Source organism: Corynebacterium sp. HMSC034H07 (genome assembly GCF_001815175.1).
GTDB lineage: Bacteria > Actinomycetota > Actinomycetes > Mycobacteriales > Mycobacteriaceae > Corynebacterium > Corynebacterium hiratae.
This window is the reverse complement of record NZ_KV819522.1, coordinates 1-19,853: the sequence shown is the minus strand read 5'-3', so window position 1 is coordinate 19,853 and position 19,853 is coordinate 1. Positions and strand designations below refer to the sequence as shown.

The window sequence follows — 19,853 nt, the reverse complement described above, 5'->3', positions numbered from 1 at the left end:
ACAAAAAAGGCCGTGAAAAGCCCAAACCTAGTCAAAAAGACAAACCACACCGTGCATCGCACCCGCGCTGCACAAACAACACGAACACCACACGGACTGGCTATCCAAAAATTACATAAAGAAAAAATCCAAAACCAACCCCCAACCCCGACGGGGCACAAAAGGAGGCTGGCAAAGTTAGAAGATTTAAATCAATACGCCCAAACAACTTAAAATGTTTACAATGACGCCGCTAAAAGGAAAAGCGCCATCCGGCATACACCAACCGCAACACACATACAACGCATCACGGCCAGAACAATAAAAATCAACCAACACAAAAAGTACATTGGCACACTATTGAGTTCTCAAACATCATCCGCACACCACAACAAAAATTAACCAAACGTTAACCCTCTTGCGGCGGCCCGAACAACCTTACCCAACAAGCTCAACCAAAGTCAAACCCGCCAAACAAACATTGCCCGAACATCTACCACCAGTTAACCTCCCGGCTACCTCGCGGCGACCTCGATAAATATACGCACACCCCCAACAAACAACAAATCCCCAGGAAGAGGCGCTTTTTGCGCTCGTCCTGGGGCGGTTTTCTGGCTGTCGGGAAGTCCATCCGCATGTTAATAGCTAGTGGTAACAGGCCAACAGCCCATCCGGGCCATCGATAACAGTGATTGGGGTTCCGAAGATGGGCGTGAGAATCTCATCGCGCATGATTTCCTCCGGACTGCCGAAAGAAACGATACTTCCGTCCTTGGCCGCACAAATATAGTCGGCATAGCGGGCAGCGAAGTTGATGTCATGGAGAACGATGATGATCGTCCGGCCAAATTCCTTGGCGGCCTTCCGCAAATGCTTCATCATCTCCACGGAGTGGGAGATGTCGAGGTTGTTAAGGGGTTCGTCGAGAAGCACGTAATCCGTCTCTTGGCAGAGCACCATCGCCACGTAGGCGCGCTGACGCTGGCCGCCGGAGAGCTCATCAAGGTAACGGTTCTCCAATTCACGCAAGTGGAAGAAATCAATGTAGCGCGAGACTATCTCTTCATCTTCCGCAGTCAGACGCCCCTTCGAGTAAGGGAAACGGCCGAAGCTCACCAGCTGGCGCACGGTCAGCTTGGTAATGAAGTGGTTCTCCTGACGCAGGATGGAAAGGATCTTCGCCAAGTCCTGCGATTTCGTGGAGGACACGTCGTAACCGGCGACCTCGATGGTGCCCTCGTCGACGTCGAGAAGCCGGCCGATCATCGTCAGCATCGTGGACTTGCCCGCACCATTCGGCCCAATCAGTGCGGTAATACCGCCGGAGGGGATCTCCAGATCGATGGGGCCGATGTTGGTCTCACCGGAGTAGGACTTGGACACTTTGGATAGCTTGATCACAGCTTGCCCTTTCGCAGAATGACCAGAAGGAAGACGCTGCCGCCCACTAGCTCAATAATGATGGAGACCACGCCCTGCGCGTAGAAGACGTGCTGCATCAGGAAGTATGCACCGGTGAGAACGGCAAAGGCTGTGGCAACCGCCATCGGAAAGAGGAAGCGGTGGTCGTAGGTCTCCGCCGCCTGGTAGGCCAGGGTTGCAACAAGGAAGCCGAGGAAGGTCATGGGCCCTACAAGCGCGGTGCTTGTCGCCATAAGAATGGAGACCAAAATCAGCGTGTAGATTGCATTGACCTTGTGGTTAACACCAAGGTTCGTCGCGGCATCGCGTCCTAGCGCAAGCACGTTAAGCTGCCGGGAGTTCAGGTACATCAGCAGCGTCACCACGAGGACCAACGGTACCGCGATGGGATAGTACTCGCTCTCCGCGTTGTTTACGGAACCAAAGAGCCGCGCGGTGAGCACGTCGAATTCACTGGGTGTGAGCATGCGCTGCATAAACGTCGAGAGCGAACCCAGGCCACCACCGATAATGATGCCCACGAGCAGCATCGCATGCATATTGTTGCGGCGGCTGGTCAGCAGCCACGAGTACAGCAAGAGCGACAGACCCACCATGAGTACAAGCTGAAGAAGGAAGGTCCCCATGTTGCGGGCCTGAGTAAGGCCGGAGGCGCCAAGGAAAAAGATCGTGGCTGTATTAATCGCGACGTACAGGGATTCAAACCCCATGATGGAGGGAGTAAGGATCCGGTTGTTCGTCACCGTATGGAAAGCCACCGTGGCCACGGCCTGGCATACGGCGACGATGGCCATGGCCGTTACTGCATCAGCGCGGCGACGCGCGATCAACCACCACTTGCGAGTACCAAAATCCATGGGGTTGTCATAGGCCAAGAGCCCGAAGGCGAAAACCAGCCCGGCAACGATCAAGGCTGCAAGGATGATCCAGTACTTTCGCGCCGCAGCAGCAGACTGGAAGCTGCCCACGTTTCGCCGGGCACGTGACGTTTGCACAGGTTCCTTCGTCTTAGGGATAGAGATACGTACGCTCACTTGGTCGACCTCACGATCAAGACGACGAACACGATAGCACCCACAATGCCCAGGATGACTGATACGGGCATTTCAAACGGAGAAATAATGGTGCGGCCGATGAGGTCGCATAAGGTCACCGTGGCGATACCGAGCAGGCAGACCCACGGGAGGTTAGAGCGCAGGTCGTCGCCGCGCATCATGCTCACTACGTTGGGAACGATGAGCCCAAGGAACGGCAATGCGCCGACAACGACGGTGACTACACCCGTCGCCACCGCGATGAGCCCAGTGCCCAGCAGAATCATCCGCTGGTAGTTCAACCCAATATTGGTGGCGATATCCTCACCCAGCCCAGCGACGGTGAGCTTGTCAGCGTAGAAATACACCGCCATCAGAACCAGCAGGACGATCCACAGGACCTCGTATTGCCCCTCATAGACAGAGGTAAAGGATCCCATGAACCAGATTCCGAGCTGCTGCAAGGTATCCGTGGCTAGCGCCACATAGGAGGATACGGCACTAACGACAGCGCCCAGCATGATGCCGATGATCGGCACGATGAGTGAGGAGCGCAACGCCACGCGGCGAAGGAAAGCGAAGAAGACCATGGTTCCCACAAACGCGAAGGAAACCGAAATGACCATTTTCACCAGCACGGATGAGTGCGGGAAAAGGATAAGCGAAAAGAGCAGACCCAATCCGGCCCACTCGGTGGTTCCCGTCGTCGTGGGTTCCACGAAACGGTTTTGGGTCAGCAACTGCATGACCAAACCGCTCATCGCCATCGCAGCGCCCGCCAAGACGAGCGCCACGGTACGCGGTACGCGGGTGGTGAAGAACATGGACCAGCCGTCCTCATTATCGAGGATGCTGTACTCCCCCACCATGAGGGAAAGGAGGAGCAGCGCGATGACGCCGAGTACGCCGAGGCCTAGCTTCCAGGTCAGCACAGGTCCGCGGGAGTTGCGCGGGCTGACAGCTGAGTGCTCGGCCGCAGCGCTGCTCTTCACCGTCACGGTTTAGTCTCCTCCTTGGCTGCCGAGAGAGTTGTTTAGGCGTTGGCCTTCTCGAAGGCGTCGGCAAGCGCGTTCAAGATCTCGGTGTAGGTAATGATGGACTCATCAATGTAGGTGTCATTCGGCGCCACGTAAACGTTGCCTTCCTTCACAGCGGTAACGTTCTTGAGCGCCGCGTTGTCCTTGACCAGCTTCTCGCCCGGCGTGACATCCTGGCCTTCCTTGGAGATAGCGGAGTCACGGTCCATGACGAGGATCCAATCCGGGTTGGATTCGGCAATGGCCTCAACGGAGATATCGTCGCCCTCGTGGTCATCGGAGGCGTTGGACACCTCCAGGGCCGGGGTCAGGCCAAGCAGCTCAAAGACCGGGCCGTACACACGCCCGATGCCGGGAGCGATGTAGCCGATTTCACCGCCAGAGGTGTTCACAGCCATGACCTTCTGCTCTGGGTTGTAGGCCTTCTTAGCACGCTCAGCAGCGGCGTCGAAATCCTCGATGAGCTTCGCAGCATCCTCTTCATGGCCGAAAACCTGGCCCAGAGCCTCAGTGTGGCGCTTGAGCTCGTCGAAGAAGTCTTCGTCATCGCGCGGCTCGAAGTCAAGCACTGGGACATCCTCGAGCAGCTTCTCAATATCCTCTTGGTGCTGCTCGAAGCGCTGGCCGTTCCACACGGCGTCCGGCTCTGCAGCTACCAGACCTTCAAGGTCCGGCTCCTTGTGGGAGCCCAGATCAACCTCGACCGTGTCCTCGTTGTAGGTGTCACGCAAGGACTTCGGCACCAGCCTCAGCGGTGCGGCAGCAAGGTCGATATCCCACTGCGCCAGGACAGAGAAGGCGCGGTTATCCGTCACCGCAGGGTTCTCCACCGGGAGGGTGACTTCCTTCGAGCCGAAGTTATCCTCCAGGGTGATGGTGGAGGCACCTGCCGCCGCGGATTCGGTCGGCTCAGCGGTCTCCTCAGACTGGCTGGAAGAGCAGCCGGTGAGAGCAAGCGCTGCGACCGAGAGAGTTGCGGCAACTTTGGCGGCGGTCGTGCGCGAGGCACGGCGAGAAAGGTTAAACATAGCTTCCTTGCATATTAGGTGTGGCTAACCACAGTTGGCAAATAAGGACAGCGCCTAACCTAACTCAAGTAGGGCTTACCTTTCAAGCACGCTTATGTTTCCTAATTCACGACGGGGGTAGCAGACCACCACCTGCCACCCCGTGACATGCCTTTTAGAACAAAATATTTACGCTTAGCCTTCCCCCTTCTCCGCGATGAGATCACTCACCGACACTGGCCCTTCCCTATCAAAATCCTCCTGCGCCGCGCGGCGGAAATCCGGATCCGCCAAGAAATCGAGGGCAACCTGTGCCACACCTGCCGCCGAATCAACGGCCGCATCTACCGCCTGCAGCGTGGCAGCCCAGCGTGCAAAGTCCTCCGTGTGCAGGGCCACGTCGGTTGGCGATACCTTCACCATTGGATGCAGGCCGGGCACGAGGTGAGAGACATTGCCAAAGTCAGTCGAGGCGGCCACCGTATCCGGCACCGTCCCAGCGGGCAGCGCGGTGCGTCCGCGGCGCGCCTGCGTGGCCGACCACCGCTCCACCAGCGCCGCGTTGTTGCGCACGGGCAGGGGCATCGGGTGCTCATCCCAATCAACCTCCACCTCAACACCGGCCATGAGTGCAGCGCCCCGAACGATGTCTTCCACCCTGGCGGACAGATCCATGAGCGTGCGCGTCCCCAACGAGCGCACGTAAATAGTCATATCCGCCTCGCTCGGGATGATGGAGGGGCGATCGCCGCCGCTCATGATGGCGTGTACCCGATCCGAGGGCGGCATTTGCTGCCGCATCAGCCCAATCCCCTGGTAGGCCAGGCTCGCAGCATCAAGCGCATTGCGCCCCATGAAGGGTTGGGAGCTGGCATGCGCGGCCACGCCACGATAAGTCACGCGTAGGATGCGCCGACCCACCCAGGCATGCGCGCCAATGTCATAGCCAAAGCCATGGATCATCACCGCGGCATCCACGCCGTCGAGGCTGCCACCGCGGATCATGTATTCCTTGCCGGAATGACCTTCCTCCGCTGGGGTCCCCTGGAGGAGGATGCGGCCGGACATGGGAGGGGCGTCGTCCAGCACGGCAGTAGCCGCCAAGAATCCAGTAACGCCCGCCGCGGCAATGACGTTATGCCCGCACGCGTGCCCGATCTGAGGCAGGGCATCGTACTCCGCCAGGATGGCCACGGTGGGATGCCGTTCAGGGTCGAAATCTGCACTCTGCCAGGAAGCTTCGAACGTGGTCTCCACGCCGTAGACCCCGCGGCGCGTGGAGAAGCCGTGCTCTTCAACGATGTCCGCGAGCACCGCCATGGAACGATGTTCTTCGAAGGCCGTTTCAGGGTGAGCGTGCAGGTCCGCGACGATGTGCGCGGCCTTCTCCCGCAAGGCCTCAGCCCGCGCGGCCACCGCATCCCAGAGCTTCGCCTGGCCTGGGTAGTCCTCTCCCTGTTTTTCCGGTGGTGCTGCAGACGCCACGCGCTTGGCGACGCCCTCCTCCATCGCTTCCAAATACGCTGTCGATGGATTGTTGCGTTGATTCATGCGCTTAACCAATCATGACGTTGTTGCCCGGTCCCAGCGGAAGATCCACATAGAACCAGATGGCCAGCAAGATCGCCCAAGCCGTAAAGAACGGCACCACGAAGGGCACGAGGCGTGACATCAGGGTTCCCAGGCCCGCCTCGCGTTCATAACGCTGGAGGAAGCCAAGCATGACAATCATGTACGGGTTCAGCGGGGTGATGATCTGGGTTGCGGAATCGCCCACGCGGAATGCGCCCTGAATAAACGCCGGCTCATAGCCCAGCAGGGCAAACATGGGAACGAAGACCGCCGCCATGAGAGTCCACATCGAGGATCCGGAAATAATCAGCAGGTTAAGGCAAGATGCGAGTGCAATGAAGGCGAAGATGGCTGGGAAACCAGTGAGCCCGATGGATTCAAGGAAAGCCGCGCCCTTCACTGCAGTGAAGGTGCCGATACCGGTCCAAGAGAACAGTGCCACGAATTGGCCCAGGATGAACGCCAAGATGAGGAAGCTCATCATGTCCTTGAGCGCGCCGATCATCATGTTCACAACATCGGTGATTCCCTTGACCGTGCCGACAACCTTGCCGTAGACCACGCCGAGGACCAAGAAATAGGCGAAGACGATAAAGACGATGGAGTTCAGCAGCGGGGACTTGGGCAAGAAGCCGCCTTCTTCATTGCGCCACGGCGATTCTGGCAGAAGAACTGCGAAGAGAATGATGGCGGTGAGGATGACCGTGGCCACACCGGACCAGATGAGGCCCTTGGACTCGGCTGGGCGCAGCTCAGCGGTGAGCTCCTCGCCGTTCTCGTCGCGGTCGCCGCGCTCGGCGGCATCCTCGGGATCAATGTCTTCTTCGGTGGGAACCTCCTGCTTCCACATGCGCGGCTCGATCACCTTGTCGATGATGAAGCCGGCCAGCACACCGAGCACGATGGAAGAAGCCACGTTGAAGTAGTAATTCGACATCGCGTTAACCGGAGCGAACTCAGTATTGGGCAAGGTATCCATAACCGCGGTCGTAATACCGGCAAAGAGCGCATCCAGGGAAGTGGGCACCAAGGCGGTCGAATAGCCAGCACCCACGGCGGCGAAGCCGCCGATCAGACCGGCCACCGGGTGGCGGCCCGCAGCCTTGAAGACCATCGCGGCCAGCGGCGGGACGATAACGAAGGCGGCATCCGCCATGACGGAGGCGGTCACGCCGATAACGCCGACGGCGTACGGAAGCAGCCACGGCTTCGCGGAACCGAAGAGCTTGCGAATCAACGCAGAGAGCATTCCGGAGCGCTCTGCCACTCCCACTGCGAGCATGATGGGCAGCACCGTTACCAGCGGCGGGAAGTTGATGTAGTTCTCACCCATTGTGGTGGTGAACCACGTCAGTCCTTCGCCGGTGAACAGGCCTTTGACCGGCTGGATCTCATCCGATCCGGGAATCTTAATCTCGACGCCCATTTTCGCCATGATGGTGGAGAGAACGCCGGTAATGAGGAAAAGAATCAGGAAGATGGTGAAAGGTTCCGGCAGTTTGTTGCCGATGTATTCGACGCCATTGAGAAACTTATCCAGCATTCCCCCACTGGACTGTTGACTCGATTTTTGCTCAGCCTTGGCGGGATTTGCTTTCGACTTCTCCGTGGTACCAGCGCCGCCTTGTGGCGCTGCATTGGATGGGCTGTTCATGGGTACTCCTGTCGTAGGGGTCAGTCCCAGTGTTCCACGTCACACTGTTGGAGAAAGGCTACCACGGGAATGTAACCTGGGTAACAAATATTTTTGTTCCGTATCACATTTTGTTCGGCCAGACCTACTCCGACTCCGCTTTCTCGCCGCCCGCTCACCTCCGCATACCTACAGGCTCTCCCCAACTACGCCCACGGTAAATAGTGGCCAAAAATCGCCAGTTTTTAGCCTCTTATCTACCGTGAGCGTCACCAGATTGCCCGAACGTTACGTCCCCACGCTCAGCTTCGTCACCGCTCGCCGGCGCCAGCCCATAAAGCCGCGCGAAAGGATCCCACTCACTGTCGCGGTGCGCATCATATTCCGCAAAGTTGGCAGCATTGATGGCAGCACTGTCTGATACGAGGTGCGCAATGAGCGCGACCGTCATATCCATGCCCGCCGCAACACCTGAGGAGGTCCATCGATTGCGGTCGTGCACCCACCGCGCCTCCGGCTGCCAGGACACATCGCCCCCGAAGGACGTGGCCCAGCTATAGGCACGCTTATTGCTCGTCGCGGTGTAGCCCTCCAAGAGCCCAGCCGCCGCCAGGACCGCAGAACCCGTGCACACGGAGGCGACCCAAGGCGCTTGTGCACCCACCTCACGAAGCCACGACAGAAAAGATTCGTCCCCCACGAGCTGCCGGGTTCCTTTGCCGCCGGGAATGAGAAGGGCGTCGGCCGGCTCAATCTGCCCATAAGACATTGTCGGCACCACTTCCACGCCCTGCGAGCTAGCAACTGGCCCACCATCCGGTCCTGCGAAAACAACGGCGACATCAGGCACCGCTTGAAGCAGCTGGACGGGCCCGAAGACGTCGAGAAGCTCAAAGCCCTCAAACAAGACGACCGCAATGCGGAGAGGCTCGGAATACATGCGGCCATCCTAAAGCAGGCCGTAGTGCCGCTGACGAACATCCGGGCCCCGGGTTCAATTCCCGGCGGCTTCACGCCCCATTTAAGCCGGGGGCTTCACACACGAAGAAACCCCAGCTAGAACGCTTTCTAACTGGGGTTTTGGTGGAGCCGCCGGGAATTGAACCCGGGTCCTTCGTCACCTCGCCAGGGCTTCTCCGTGCGCAGTCTGCACAGGATCTCTACTCGACCCTCCGGCTCGGGCAAACTCGCTCCGGATGATGGGCCCAGTTGCTCTCAAAGTCCCCAACCGGCCGAACAACAAACCGGTCAGGCAAGTTCCTTAGTCGATGCCAGGATCTAGGTCAGGAACCAAACCTAGGCTGACAGACACGCGTCGCTGAAATTAGGCAGCGAGGGCGTAGTCACGCTGAGAGTTCTTCTCTGCGTTTATTGGTTGCTACGACGCTTAACGGTGGTCTCTAGCCTGCACCGGCACGCTTCCCCTGGCTCAATGTACGAAGTCGAAACCAAGTCGACCCCTCATTTACACATTGCTGTGAAAGCTGCGCAGAACGCATCTTTATGCGCCCTACGGTTCGTTCAACGCTACTGCACCTGCCCCTATTCCCGCAAGCTTCACCCCAGGCCACATGAGGCATAGCTTTCATAAGCACCCCCTTGTGATTAACATCTACTTAAACGCTGTTAAGGTGTGTGAGTCCTATACCCCTACTTTGTTAAAGGCTGCAAAGTGAGCACACATACCGAAACCACTAGCTCCCCGGAAGACGCTAAACGTCCAGTCAGCAACACCGAATGGGCCATCTCGCTCTTCGGCACCGCCGTGGGCGCCGGCATTTTGTTCCTCCCCATCAACGCCGGCAGCTTCGGCTTCTGGCCCCTCCTCGCGGCCACCCTTCTCATCGGCCCGATGACATACTTCTCCCACCGCGGACTCGCCCGCATGATTTGTGCGTCACCACGCCAGGGCGAGGACATCACCGCAGTGGTCACGGACTACTTCGGCAAAAGCGCTGGTTTTATCATTTCGGTGGTTTATTTCTGCGCCATCTTTCCCATCGTCCTCATTTATGGCGTGTCGATCACCAATACGGTTAACAGCTTCATCGTCAACCAATTAAATGGACCCACGATTTCACGCCCGCTGTTGTCCTTCCTCCTCGTGGGCATCATGACCATCGTCTTCGCCTTTGGCCAACGCATGGTGCTGGCTGTCACACAGTTCCTGGTCTACCCGCTGATCTTCTGCCTTGGCGCACTGTCCATTTACCTCATCCCGCGCTGGGATATCGCCTCCTTCATGGAGGTGGGCAACAATGATTGGCGCGTCGTCGGCGCTGTCGCCCTCATCATCCCCGTGTTGGTCTTCTCCTTTAACCACTCCCCCGCCATCTCCCAGTTTTCTTTGGCCATGGTCGCCGCACACGGCCGCGAGAAGAGCTCCGAGAACGCCTCGCGCGCGCTGGCGCTGACCGCCATTCTGCTCACCGTGTTCACCATGTTCTTCGTGTGGTCCTGCACCCTCACGCTTGGTGCGGACGGCCTCGCCGAGGCCCGCGAGCAAAACCTGCCGGTTCTGTCCTACCTGGCCAACGTCACCGGTGTTCCGGTCTTGGCATTCCTCTCCCCGATCATCGCGATGATCGCCATTATTTCCTCCTACTTCGGCCACGTGCTGGGAGCTACCGAGGGCGGCAACTTCCTGCTGCGCAGCGCCGCGCCGCGCGCCACCGAGAAGCTCTCGGAGAAACAACTCAATTCCATCATGCACGGCATCATCTTTGTCTGTGCGTGGATCGTGGCCATCATCGACCCTTCAATTCTGGGTCTCATCGAGGCCATCGGCGGCCCCTTCATCGCCTCGATTCTCTACCTGCTGCCGATGTATGCCATCCACCGCATCGACGCTCTCAAGCAATTCCGCGGCCGCCCCAGCAACGTTTTCGTTATCGTCACCGGCCTCATCGCCGTGGGTGCCACCATCTGGGGACTGTTCGTCTAGCTTTCCTCTAACCACGCCTTCAACACAGTGGCGTGGTTAATCTCGCGGTCCTTGGCGGCGAAGAGAAGGGTGACGTCACCATCCTCCGCTAGTTGGCGCAAGCGCGCCAACTCCTCGCCGTCGTTCTCGTCGAGCTCCGTACGGTAGCGCCGGGCAAATTCCTCGAAGGTGTCAGCATCGTGCCCCCACCACTTACGCAACCCCGGACTGGGCGCGACATCCTTGAACCAGTGGTCATACGAGAGACGTTCTTTGGCCACGCCACGGGGCCAGAGCTTATCGACGAGCACCGCTACCCCACGCGGCTGCTCATCTTCCCGAATAACATCATGAACCTTAGCCGTATAAATCATGGCTTCCAGGTTAGGCGTTAATCCCCTTGACGCGGCGGCCAAGCTCACGGGTGATGTCGCGGTCCTGGTCGCGGCGCTTGATTGCTTCGCGCTTGTCATAGTCCTGCTTACCCTTGGCCAAGCCGAGCTCGCACTTGGCGCGGCCATTCTTCAGGTACACCTTGAGCGGAATCAGCGTCTTATTGCCATCGCGCACCTGGCCCATAAGCTTATCAATCTCCCTGCGGTGCAACAGTAGCTTGCGTGTGCGCTTCGGTGAGTGATTCGTCCACGAACCCTGGGAATACTCCGGGATGTGGAGGTTGCGGATGTAGACCTCGCCGTCGTCGATGGTGGCGAAGGCATCTGCCAGTGAGATTTTGCCTTCGCGCATCGACTTAATCTCGGTGCCCACGAGCACCATGCCGCATTCCAGGGTGTCGAGGATGGTGTAGTCGTGGCGGGCACGTCGGTTGGTGGCCAAGGTCGAGTTATTGTCGACGGCCGCCTTTTTCTTCTTTGCCTTCTTCGCCATAGTTCGCACTATATTACGCTACTGCCAGGCACAACCCACAACAGGCCTGTTGGGCTATGTCCGCACATAGGCGCGCATGGTCACCTGTGCGGTCAGTGCAGCGCACAGGATTGCCACGAGCCCCACGATAGGCAGAGCCGTCCACACGTCGCCTGCGGTCACCGGGGCCAGAAGCTGATTGTGGTACAAGTCCTTCAGTGCCGGATCGATCACCGTGTTCTTTCCCACGATGACACCGACCCCGGCGAGGATGACACCGCCGAGGGAACCAAGGACCGCCTCCATGATGAAGGGCGCGTGGGTAATCCACCGCGAGGCACCGACCATGCGCATGATCGCGGTCTCTCGCTGGCGCTGATAGGCGGCGATCTGCACCATGTTCGCAATCAGCATGATGGCGGCCAGCGCCATGACCGCTGCCAGGACGAAGGTGGCATTCCGGATGGCGTCGAGGTTGCCGGCGGCGCTGCGCACCTCCTCCTGCTGATCGATGATGTCGCTGACGGCGGGGTCGGACGCGATGGCGTCGATAGGCGCGGTATCCGTCGGATCCTTCAGCCGCACATGGAAGGCCGCCGGCAGCGCATCCGGGGATGTCTCCTCAACCATGACTGGATCGGTTTCCTTGAACAACTCCACGAAGCGCTCATAAGAATCCGCACGGTTGCGGTAGCTCACAGACTCGATGTCTTCATCCGCTTCCAGCTTCTTCCTTAGCCCCGCGCAGGCAGAGTCCTTGCACTCCGGATCGTTCGCGGAAATATCTTCGTTGAGCTGGACCATGACCTCGACGCGCTCGAGGTAGATGTCTTTGGTCTCGTTGGTCATCTGGGTCACCAGAACACCGGCCACCACCAGGGCCACCGAAATGGCCGTGGTAATCACCATGGCGATGGTCATGGTGATATTGCGCCCAAGCCCCTTGAAAGCCTCTCTAAAAACAAAGCCCAGATTCACCTAAACCGCCTCCCCATACATCGCATTCTTCTCATCGCGCACGAGCGTGCCGTTGTGTAGCTCAATGACGCGCTGGCGGGCCTCGTTGACCGCGCGCGCGTTGTGCGTCGACATCACGATTGTCGTCCCGCGACGGTTGATCTTGGTGAGCAGCGACATGATCTCCGCAGCCGTGGAGGGATCAAGGTTGCCCGTCGGTTCGTCGGCAAGCAGCAGCTTGGGGCGGTTGACAAAGGCCCTCGCAATCGCTACGCGCTGCTGCTCGCCACCGGAAAGCTCGTGCGGCATGCGGTGCTGCTTGGCGCCTAGGCCGACCATGTCGAGGACCTCGGGCACTTGCTTGGCAATCCGCGCCTTGCGTTTGCCGATGACCTCGAGGGCAAAGGCGACGTTGTCGTAGACGTTGAGCTTAGGCAGGAGCCGGAAATCCTGGAAGACGTAGCCGATGGATTGGCGCAGGCTATTGACCTCGCGGCCTTTCAACGTGTTGACGTGGAAGTCCCCGAAGTAGATGTCTCCCGAGCTCACATTGGTTTCGCGCACCATGAGCTGTAGGAAGGTCGACTTGCCGGAGCCGGACGGGCCGATGAGGAAGACGAATTCGCCGTCCTCAATCTCAAAGGACACGTTGTCCAGCGCGGGCCTAGTGGAGGTCGGATAGACCTTGGACACATTCTCGAAAGTGATCACTTAAGCCACATTAGCAACATTTGTTACTCGGGCCTAGGGCTCCTGCTGCGCCATGCGCCACCGGATCCCGGTTTCCAGGAAGCCATCGATATCCCCATCCAATACCTTGGAAGGGTCTCCTACCTCATAGTTAGTGCGCAGATCCTTGACCATCTGGTACGGGTGCAGCACATAAGAACGCATCTGATTGCCCCAGGAGGCATTGCCGCCCGCGCCCAGTGCATCGAGCTCCGCGCGCTCCTCCTGGCGCTTGCGCTCCAGCAGCTTCGCCTGCAGCACGCGCATGGCAGAGGCCTTGTTCTGGATCTGGGACTTCTCATTCTGACAGGTCACCACGATGCCGGTCGGGATGTGTGTCAGGCGCACCGCCGAATCCGTCGTGTTCACCGACTGACCACCGGGGCCCGAAGAGCGGTAGACGTCCACGCGCACCTCCGAATCCGGCACCTCGATGGAGTCGGTCTGCTCCACCACCGGCAGCACCTCGACCTCAGCGAAGGAGGTCTGGCGGCGGGCTTGGTTATCAAAAGGCGAGATGCGCACGAGGCGGTGCGCGCCCTGCTCCACGGAGAGCTGGCCATACATGTATTCGCCATGCACCACGAAGGTGGCGGACTTAATGCCTGCTTCTTCGGCATAGGAGATGTCGTAGACATCCACCTTGTGGCCGTGCTTTTCCGCCCACCGCGTGTACATGCGCATGAGCATCTCCGCCCAGTCCGCGGCATCCACGCCACCGGCACCGGAGCGGATGTTGATGACCGCCTCGCGCTGGTCGTACTCACCCGAGAGCATGGTGGTCACCTCGAGCGATTCGATGGCGGCACCGAGCTCCTTCAGCTCTGTATCGACGAGTTCCTGGGAGGCCTCATCGCCCTCCTCCTCCGCTAGCTCCGCCATCACCGGCAGATCCTCAATCCGCCCGCGCAGGGACTTCAACTTGCGCAGCTTTGCCTGCTGCGCCGACAGCTCCGAGGTCACCTTCTGCGCATGGTCGGGGTCGTCCCACAGCGACGGGTCCCCCGCTTGGGCCTCGAGTTCGCGCACGCGCTCGGACACCGCCTCCGGGTCCATCACCTTTTCAATGGAGGTCAAGGTGGCGCTGAGTTCCTCAAGTCGTGCTGTTTGTTCCGGACGCATAGCCCCCTACTCTACTTATTCTTTCTCCCTGATTAGCCATCGGCCACGTTTAGCGCGACAATAGGCGGCATGAGTGACCAGCCAAGCCTCACCGAGATGATCGATGCCATCATCAAGACCTTCATCGTTGCCCACGCGGACGATACCGACGCTCACCTTGCCCAGGCGCTTGTCTATAACGCCGGCCGCCTGGCCTGGCGCCTGCGCGAGCAGGGAGTAGACATCGAGCAAAAGACCTCCGTCTCCGATGTCGTCACCGACGCCGACTTCGCCGCCGAGCGTTTCGTCGCCGGCGTGCTCGAGGCCCTGCGCGGCGAGGACGGCATCGTGGGCGAGGAGGGCGCGAACCGCGAGTCGAAGTCCGGCCGCACGTGGGTCATCGACCCCGTCGACGGCACCTACAACTTCGCCTCGGGCTCCGACTATTGGTGCTCTGCGCTCGCGCTTGTCGACGCTGAAGGGGTCATCCTCGGCGCCGTCCACCGCCCCGCCATGGGTTATACCTGGTTCGGCGGCCGCGACCACACCACGAGCTTGGACGGAAAGGACGTCGCCAAGCTCAGCGATGCCCCCGCCGACAAACTGTGCTTGTCGACGTACCTGCACCCTACGTCCATGACCGACCCGAACATCGCCGCCGCGTGGGAGAAGGTGGCACCACACTTTGCCACCGTGCGCATGCTGGGGGCGGGTTCCGTGGATCTCTCCTGCGTGGCGGATGGCACGTGGGGTGCCTGGATGCAGCACTCGGTCAAGGACTGGGATTGGTATCCCGGCCAGGCGCTAGTGCTGGCCGCGGGCGGCGCGGCGCGCAAGGTTGAGGCCGGCGGTGTGGAATGGTGTATCGCGGGTAATAAACAGGTAGTTGATCAGATGGAGGAATGGCTTCGTGGGTAAGTACAAAGAAGACCTCGGCTTGGCCTTGGAGATGGCAGGCCACGCGGACGCCATCACGATGCACCGCTTTGAGGCTGCGGACCTGTCCGTCAAGGAAAAGCCGGACATGACCCCGGTCTCCGATGCGGACCTGGCCTGCGAAAAGGCCATCCGTGAGGCGCTCAAACGCTCCCGCCCGCGCGATGAGGTGCTGGGTGAAGAGTTTGGTGGCGAGGCCTGCTTCGAGGGCCGCCAGTGGGTTATCGACCCTATCGACGGCACGAAAAACTTCGTCCGCGGTGTTCCCGTCTGGGCCACCCTCATCGCGCTACTGGAAGACGGCGAGCCGGTGGTCTCCGTTGTCTCCGCCCCTGCCCTGCGGCGCCGCTGGTACGCAGCCAAGGGCGGCGGCGCCTACCGCGTCTTCGGCGGCGAACCGAAACGCCTGCGCGTTTCCGAGGTCTCCAAACTGGAAGATGCCTCCCTGGCCATGAGCTCTTTGTCAGGCTGGCGCCCGCACCGCGATGCTTTCATCTCATTCACGGACAAGGTCTGGCGCCTGCGCGGCTACGGCGACTTCTGGAACTACTGCCTCGTGGCCGAAGGCGCCGTCGATATCGCCGCCGAGCCCGAGGTCTCCCTCTGGGACCTAGCGGCCCCGGCGCTCCTCGTGACCGAGGCAGGCGGCCGCTTCACCAACGTCCGCGGCGAAGACGGCCCCCACGGCGGCTCAGCGCTGGCCTCCAACGGCAAGCTTCACGACGCCGCCCTCAGCGCCCTCTCCTAGCGGCGTGCGGCGCCGCACCCCAGCGTCATCCCCCAGCGCCGGCCCGCGAACCGCACTCCGCAGGTCATTTCGATCAAATAAGGCCCCAGATCGTTAACGATCTGGGGCCTTAAATGTTAGAAACGTACTTCTAGTTCTCCGGAATCGTGAATCCGGAACCCACGCCCTCGCGGCGGTTCAGGTCCGCGATGATGGCATCGGTGTTGGACACGACCGTCGGGTTGTGCAGCGCACCCTGCCACGGGGTGCGGCAGGACGGCAGCCCCGGAATCAGACCGCGGGATACCGAGCCGACAATGCGGCCATTGTGGAAGACCGGCGCACCGGAATCTCCAACCATGGCGCACACCTGGTTGATGGTGATCTTCTGGCTGTGCTGGAAGGTCATGCCACAGGTGCGGCCGGTAGCCACGCCGCGCTTGCAGGTGATGTCACCCGGCTGGGTGGCCCCACCGATCCCGTACGCGGTCACACCGTTGTAGCTACGGGTCACCTCTGCCTGGGAGCCGAACTCGATGAGCGAGTAGTCCAGCTGCGCGTTCTTGGACACCACGGTGCCGGTCGGACCTACCTGCCAGGAATCCGCCGAAGACACCGGATCACCCACGTTGCCGCAGTGACCGGCAGTAATCCCGACCTTGCGGCCTTCAGCATCCGTGCCGGCAGCCGTCAGCGTGCACATGGTGTCCTCACGGATGTACAGCGGGGTACCCGGGCCGTACAGCGACTTGCCTTCAGTCATCGCAACATTAGATTCCTCGGGGATCTGGGGCGCATCGTAGAAGGAGCCGGGTACCCGGTGCAGAACATAGTCCGCGTGCGGTTTACCGGCCGCAATCTTGGAGAACAGGTCGTTCTTCCACACGTAGTTCGGATCAGTGCCCTGGGGCACGAACTCCGGCTGCGTGGCCTCCTCCAGCAACCCGATGGGAGTCGGGTTCGTCAGCGGTTCACCCGTGATGGCATCAGCGCCGGCATAGTCCTGCTGCTCGGACGGGGCCGGCAGTTGCGTCTGCAGGTTCGCCTGCTCCGCGACGCGCTGCGCCGCAGGAGAATTCACGGCTCCTTCGACCGCCTTGTTCACATCCTTCGATGCCGCTGCGGCAGCCCCGTTGACGGCGGTGTCGACGGCGTCGGTCAGCGCTGCGTCCACTGGCTTGGTCTCGATACCTACGGACTTCAGGTCCGCGCGCACTTGGTCAACAAAACCAGCCGAATCGATCTCCGGGATGGTGGGGAGCTCCTGGGCACCCGCCGCGGGGTTACCCAGGAAGAACGCACCTGCGAAAGCCGAGCCCACGAGGACTTTCTTAAGGTGCGGAATTTTTCGCATTGAGCAATTCCTCTTTCACTTCTTCTCGTATTGGTCTATAAGACCTACCCATGATGGCACGCGCATCGAAGCGGCCGTTTCTAACGTGTGAGACTGTGTCCAACCCGTTACATTACTGACAGTTTTCGGGTGCCCCCTCCCTTCTTTCACCGCCTCCCGACCCCGACGCGGCCCTACTATGGAGGCATGTCTGAGACCTCCAATTCTCCTTCACCCGCTGCAGACATTGAGGAAATTGTCGCCGTTGCTCTGCGTGATACCCACGGCCGCGTGCTCGTCCTCCGCATCACCTCCACCCCGGAGTTTGTCCTGCCGTATGGCTCCATCGATGACACGATCAATCCCGCCCACGCAGCCCAGCTCATTGCTCACGAGGCCATACGTGCCGTGGTCGATATGTCCAAACTGCGCCGGCTTGCCACCTACATCTCCCCGGCCGCCAACGACGCCCCACAGACCGTCCACGCCCACGTCTATGTCTACGAAGAAGAAATCTCCGTGGCACACCCGGATAAGGAGATCTCTGAGCTGGCGTGGGTCGATCCGGCCGCCCCGGATGTCGATGTCGCCCCGTTACTCAAGGAGAGGGTATTCCCCGCCTTGCAGGAACTCTAGCCTCCCAAGTTTTAGACTCCACCCCATGACTACGCAGCGACTACTCCCCGTTCTCGCCGCCGGTTCTCTTGCCCTTGCGCTGGCCGGCTGCGCCACCGATGACAGCACCGACGCCACGCTTTCCGACGTCTCCCCCACCACTCAAGCTGGGTGGAACGATCCGTCAGCCAGTTGTCTGCGCCCTCCGGGATGCCCACGACCGGCGCGATAGCCGACAGTGTGTCGTAGCGCTCTTGATCGCCCGAGGAACGAACGTCGAGGATGAGGATAAGGTCCGGCTGCACGCCGAGCGAGAGCGCCACCTCGGCGTCGCCCCAGCCCAGGGCCACGATGCGCCGCAGGGCCTCCTCGACGGTGACGTCACCGAACTTGGTGGCCACTGTGACCGGATAGGCCGCGGCGTCGCCGTCAGCCGATGCCTACTGCGCCAACGATGCCGACGATGCCGCCACCGAGTTGTCGGCCGCACCGGAATCGGGGTCCGACGAGCATGCGGCCGCACCCCAGCCGACAAGGGCGAGCGACAGGAATACCGCGGCCGAGCGACGAGTGCGGGAAGTCCGCAGAGGCATAAAAGGCCTGTCGAATTGAGAAAAGATAGCCTAACCAACATTAGGTGAACCTATCTCAAGCCGACGAACCTCCAGCAAGGAGAGACAATTCACGTACATCGTCGAAATAAGGTTATCCTTACCTACATGACATCGACGACTCTGCCGACACCGGCCGCGGGCACCCCGCGCGCCGCGGGCCACAGCAGACGACTCCTCGGCCTAGCCCTCCTCGTGGCCACACTCGTCGCCCTCGTCTTCGCCAGCCTGGCACTGGGCGCCAAGGCGACCTCCATCTCAGAGCTCACCCAGGCCTGGCCCACCGCCTGGGAGATCCTGCGCGGGCACACCGACACCGCCCAGGCCGCCGGCACCGTGGGCAGCAGCGTCGCCGAGATCGCCGGAATCCTTGCCACCATGCGCATCCCGCGCACCGTGCTCGCCATCGTCGTCGGAGCTGCGCTCGGACTAGCCGGCACACTCGTTCAAGGCCTGACCCGCAACCCGCTCGCGGACCCTGGCCTGCTCGGCGTCAATGCGGGCGCCGCACTCTTCGTCGCGGCGGGCATCTTCCTCTTCGGGCTGACGTCCATGCAGTCGCACCTTTTCCTCGCCTTCCTCGGCGCGGGCCTAGCGGCGCTGCTCGTCTTCGGGCTCTCCGCCGGCGGCATCGGTCGCGGCGACACCCTGGGCCTCGTCCTCGCGGGTTCCGCCCTGTCCGCCGTCCTCGCGGCGGCCACGTCGGCCATCGTCTACATCGATCCCAACGCGCTCGACACCCTCCGCTTCTGGCAAGCGGGGTCCGTCACCGGACGCGGCTTCGACATCATCACCCCTGCGCTCGTGCCGCTCGCCATCGGCGCGGTACTAGCGCTGGCGCTGGGCCCGACGCTCAACATCCTCAATCTGGGCACGGAGGCCGCGCAGGCGCTGGGCACCAACGTTGCCCGCGCCAATATCCTGGGCCTCGTGGCCATCACCCTGCTGGCCGGCGCGGCCACGGCAGCCGCGGGCCCCATCGGCTTCATCGGTCTCGTGGTGCCCCACGTCGCCCGCGGCATCACCGGCCCGGACTACAAGTGGGTGACCCCCTACTCCGCGCTGGCGGGCGCCTGCCTGTTGCTCGGCGCCGACATCGTGGGCCGCCTCATCATGCGCCCCGGCGAGCTCCAGGCGGGCATCGTCATCGCGCTGCTCGGCGGGCCGGCGTTTATCTGGCTCGTCCGGCACCGAACGGTGGTGAGCCTGTAATGAAGTACCTCAGCCTCGGAAAGTTCAGCTTCCTCTACCACCCGCGCACGCAAGCCTGGACCGCGGCCATCGTGGTCGCGAGCGCGCTCGTGTGGGTCATCAGCCTCGGCATCGGCGAGTTCCCCCTTAACCGGCCCTTCCGGTTTTAGAGTGCGTTG

21 protein-coding genes, 1 other RNA gene and 1 pseudogene are annotated in these 19,853 nt (G+C 60.8%); 7 read left to right on the top strand and 16 right to left on the bottom strand.

Annotated elements, in window-relative coordinates; genetic code table 11:
• The coding region (locus HMPREF3009_RS13705) for a hypothetical protein (protein ID WP_232760934.1) at nucleotides 1-213 on the top strand (213 nt) is incomplete at its 5' end.
• A gap of 411 nt (nucleotides 214-624) precedes the next feature.
• On the opposite strand, the gene HMPREF3009_RS04615 is transcribed toward HMPREF3009_RS13705, so the two are convergent.
• From HMPREF3009_RS04615 to ssrA, 8 genes are all read right to left on the bottom strand, one after another.
• Complete coding sequence (locus HMPREF3009_RS04615) at nucleotides 625-1,380, bottom strand: iron ABC transporter ATP-binding protein (RefSeq protein ID WP_070680340.1); 756 nt, start codon at nucleotides 1,378-1,380, stop codon at nucleotides 625-627.
• Entirely contained in the window at nucleotides 1,377-2,435 is a 1,059-nt protein-coding gene (locus tag HMPREF3009_RS04610; RefSeq protein ID WP_369816106.1) for an iron chelate uptake ABC transporter family permease subunit, read from the bottom strand. Before HMPREF3009_RS04610 ends, HMPREF3009_RS04615 begins: the two co-directional genes overlap by 4 nt.
• Nucleotides 2,432-3,427 carry an ABC transporter permease gene (locus tag HMPREF3009_RS04605; protein WP_369799710.1) on the bottom strand — a complete coding sequence of 332 codons (996 nt, stop codon included), beginning with the start codon at nucleotides 3,425-3,427 and terminating at the stop codon, nucleotides 2,432-2,434. The genes HMPREF3009_RS04610 and HMPREF3009_RS04605 overlap by 4 nt, the downstream gene beginning before the upstream one ends.
• A gap of 41 nt (nucleotides 3,428-3,468) precedes the next feature.
• The gene (locus HMPREF3009_RS04600) at nucleotides 3,469-4,500 is read right to left on the bottom strand and encodes a siderophore ABC transporter substrate-binding protein (RefSeq protein WP_070680337.1); all 1,032 of its coding nucleotides are present in this window, start codon (nucleotides 4,498-4,500) and stop codon (nucleotides 3,469-3,471) included.
• 174 nt (nucleotides 4,501-4,674) lie between these two features.
• Entirely contained in the window at nucleotides 4,675-6,030 is a 1,356-nt protein-coding gene (locus HMPREF3009_RS04595; protein WP_070680334.1) for a M20 family metallopeptidase, read from the bottom strand.
• A 4-nt stretch (nucleotides 6,031-6,034) separates the two neighbouring features.
• Nucleotides 6,035-7,705, bottom strand: coding sequence for an AbgT family transporter (locus HMPREF3009_RS04590; RefSeq protein ID WP_070680331.1), 1,671 nt, complete (start codon nucleotides 7,703-7,705; stop codon nucleotides 6,035-6,037).
• 232 nt (nucleotides 7,706-7,937) lie between these two features.
• Nucleotides 7,938-8,624 (bottom strand): DJ-1/PfpI family protein, encoded by a 687-nt coding sequence (locus HMPREF3009_RS04585; protein ID WP_070644784.1) that lies wholly within the window; start codon nucleotides 8,622-8,624, stop codon nucleotides 7,938-7,940.
• 141 nt (nucleotides 8,625-8,765) lie between these two features.
• Nucleotides 8,766-9,145, bottom strand: a transfer-messenger RNA (tmRNA) gene (ssrA, locus tag HMPREF3009_RS04580).
• Between the two features lie 211 nt (nucleotides 9,146-9,356).
• Here ssrA and HMPREF3009_RS04575 point away from each other — a divergent pair.
• Nucleotides 9,357-10,628, top strand: a complete 1,272-nt coding sequence (locus HMPREF3009_RS04575) for an SLC5/6 family protein (protein ID WP_070680325.1) — start codon at nucleotides 9,357-9,359, stop codon at nucleotides 10,626-10,628.
• On the opposite strand, the gene HMPREF3009_RS04570 is transcribed toward HMPREF3009_RS04575, so the two are convergent.
• Genes HMPREF3009_RS04570 through prfB form a run of 5 tightly spaced genes read right to left on the bottom strand, consistent with a single transcriptional unit; the run spans nucleotide 10,625 to nucleotide 14,282 of the window.
• The gene (locus tag HMPREF3009_RS04570; protein WP_070680323.1) at nucleotides 10,625-10,981 is read right to left on the bottom strand and encodes a DUF488 domain-containing protein; all 357 of its coding nucleotides are present in this window, start codon (nucleotides 10,979-10,981) and stop codon (nucleotides 10,625-10,627) included. The genes HMPREF3009_RS04575 and HMPREF3009_RS04570 overlap by 4 nt on opposite strands.
• Nucleotides 10,982-10,991: 10 nt before the next feature.
• Nucleotides 10,992-11,495: an SsrA-binding protein SmpB gene (gene smpB, locus HMPREF3009_RS04565; protein WP_070680320.1), complete on the bottom strand. Its 504-nt coding sequence runs from the start codon at nucleotides 11,493-11,495 to the stop codon at nucleotides 10,992-10,994.
• A 54-nt stretch (nucleotides 11,496-11,549) separates the two neighbouring features.
• Nucleotides 11,550-12,452, bottom strand: coding sequence for a permease-like cell division protein FtsX (gene ftsX / locus HMPREF3009_RS04560; protein WP_070680316.1), 903 nt, complete (start codon nucleotides 12,450-12,452; stop codon nucleotides 11,550-11,552).
• Entirely contained in the window at nucleotides 12,453-13,142 is a 690-nt protein-coding gene (gene ftsE, locus HMPREF3009_RS04555; RefSeq protein ID WP_070680313.1) for a cell division ATP-binding protein FtsE, read from the bottom strand.
• A 33-nt stretch (nucleotides 13,143-13,175) separates the two neighbouring features.
• Nucleotides 13,176-14,282, bottom strand: a complete 1,107-nt coding sequence (gene prfB, locus HMPREF3009_RS04550; protein ID WP_070680310.1) for a peptide chain release factor 2 — start codon at nucleotides 14,280-14,282, stop codon at nucleotides 13,176-13,178.
• 69 nt (nucleotides 14,283-14,351) lie between these two features.
• On the opposite strand from prfB, the gene HMPREF3009_RS04545 reads away from it, so the two are divergent.
• Both HMPREF3009_RS04545 and hisN read left to right on the top strand, forming a co-directional pair.
• Nucleotides 14,352-15,179, top strand: a complete 828-nt coding sequence (locus HMPREF3009_RS04545; RefSeq protein ID WP_070680307.1) for an inositol monophosphatase family protein — start codon at nucleotides 14,352-14,354, stop codon at nucleotides 15,177-15,179.
• Entirely contained in the window at nucleotides 15,172-15,945 is a 774-nt protein-coding gene (gene hisN, locus HMPREF3009_RS04540) for a histidinol-phosphatase (RefSeq protein WP_049156145.1), read from the top strand. The genes HMPREF3009_RS04545 and hisN overlap by 8 nt, the downstream gene beginning before the upstream one ends.
• A 130-nt stretch (nucleotides 15,946-16,075) precedes the next feature.
• Here hisN and HMPREF3009_RS04535 read toward each other — a convergent pair whose 3' ends face one another.
• The gene (locus HMPREF3009_RS04535) at nucleotides 16,076-17,278 is read right to left on the bottom strand and encodes a S1 family peptidase (protein WP_070680304.1); all 1,203 of its coding nucleotides are present in this window, start codon (nucleotides 17,276-17,278) and stop codon (nucleotides 16,076-16,078) included.
• A 186-nt stretch (nucleotides 17,279-17,464) separates the two neighbouring features.
• Here HMPREF3009_RS04535 and HMPREF3009_RS04530 point away from each other — a divergent pair, with 186 nt between their 5' ends.
• A complete protein-coding gene (locus HMPREF3009_RS04530) occupies nucleotides 17,465-17,893 on the top strand; it encodes an NUDIX hydrolase (protein WP_070680302.1) in 429 nt (142 codons plus the stop codon).
• A 143-nt stretch (nucleotides 17,894-18,036) separates the two neighbouring features.
• On the opposite strand, the pseudogene HMPREF3009_RS13700 reads toward HMPREF3009_RS04530, so the two are convergent.
• A pseudogene (locus tag HMPREF3009_RS13700) lies at nucleotides 18,037-18,273 on the bottom strand (ABC transporter substrate-binding protein); the annotation flags it as partial.
• A gap of 39 nt (nucleotides 18,274-18,312) precedes the next feature.
• The gene (locus HMPREF3009_RS13695) at nucleotides 18,313-18,465 is read right to left on the bottom strand and encodes a hypothetical protein (protein ID WP_227485943.1); all 153 of its coding nucleotides are present in this window, start codon (nucleotides 18,463-18,465) and stop codon (nucleotides 18,313-18,315) included.
• 126 nt (nucleotides 18,466-18,591) lie between these two features.
• Here HMPREF3009_RS13695 and HMPREF3009_RS04520 point away from each other — a divergent pair, with 126 nt between their 5' ends.
• Nucleotides 18,592-19,695 (top strand): FecCD family ABC transporter permease, encoded by a 1,104-nt coding sequence (locus tag HMPREF3009_RS04520; protein ID WP_070680299.1) that lies wholly within the window; start codon nucleotides 18,592-18,594, stop codon nucleotides 19,693-19,695.
• Nucleotides 19,695-19,844 carry a hypothetical protein gene (locus HMPREF3009_RS13285; RefSeq protein ID WP_232760931.1) on the top strand — a complete coding sequence of 50 codons (150 nt, stop codon included), beginning with the start codon at nucleotides 19,695-19,697 and terminating at the stop codon, nucleotides 19,842-19,844. Before HMPREF3009_RS04520 ends, HMPREF3009_RS13285 begins: the two co-directional genes overlap by 1 nt.
• Nucleotides 19,845-19,853: the final 9 nt, after the last annotated feature.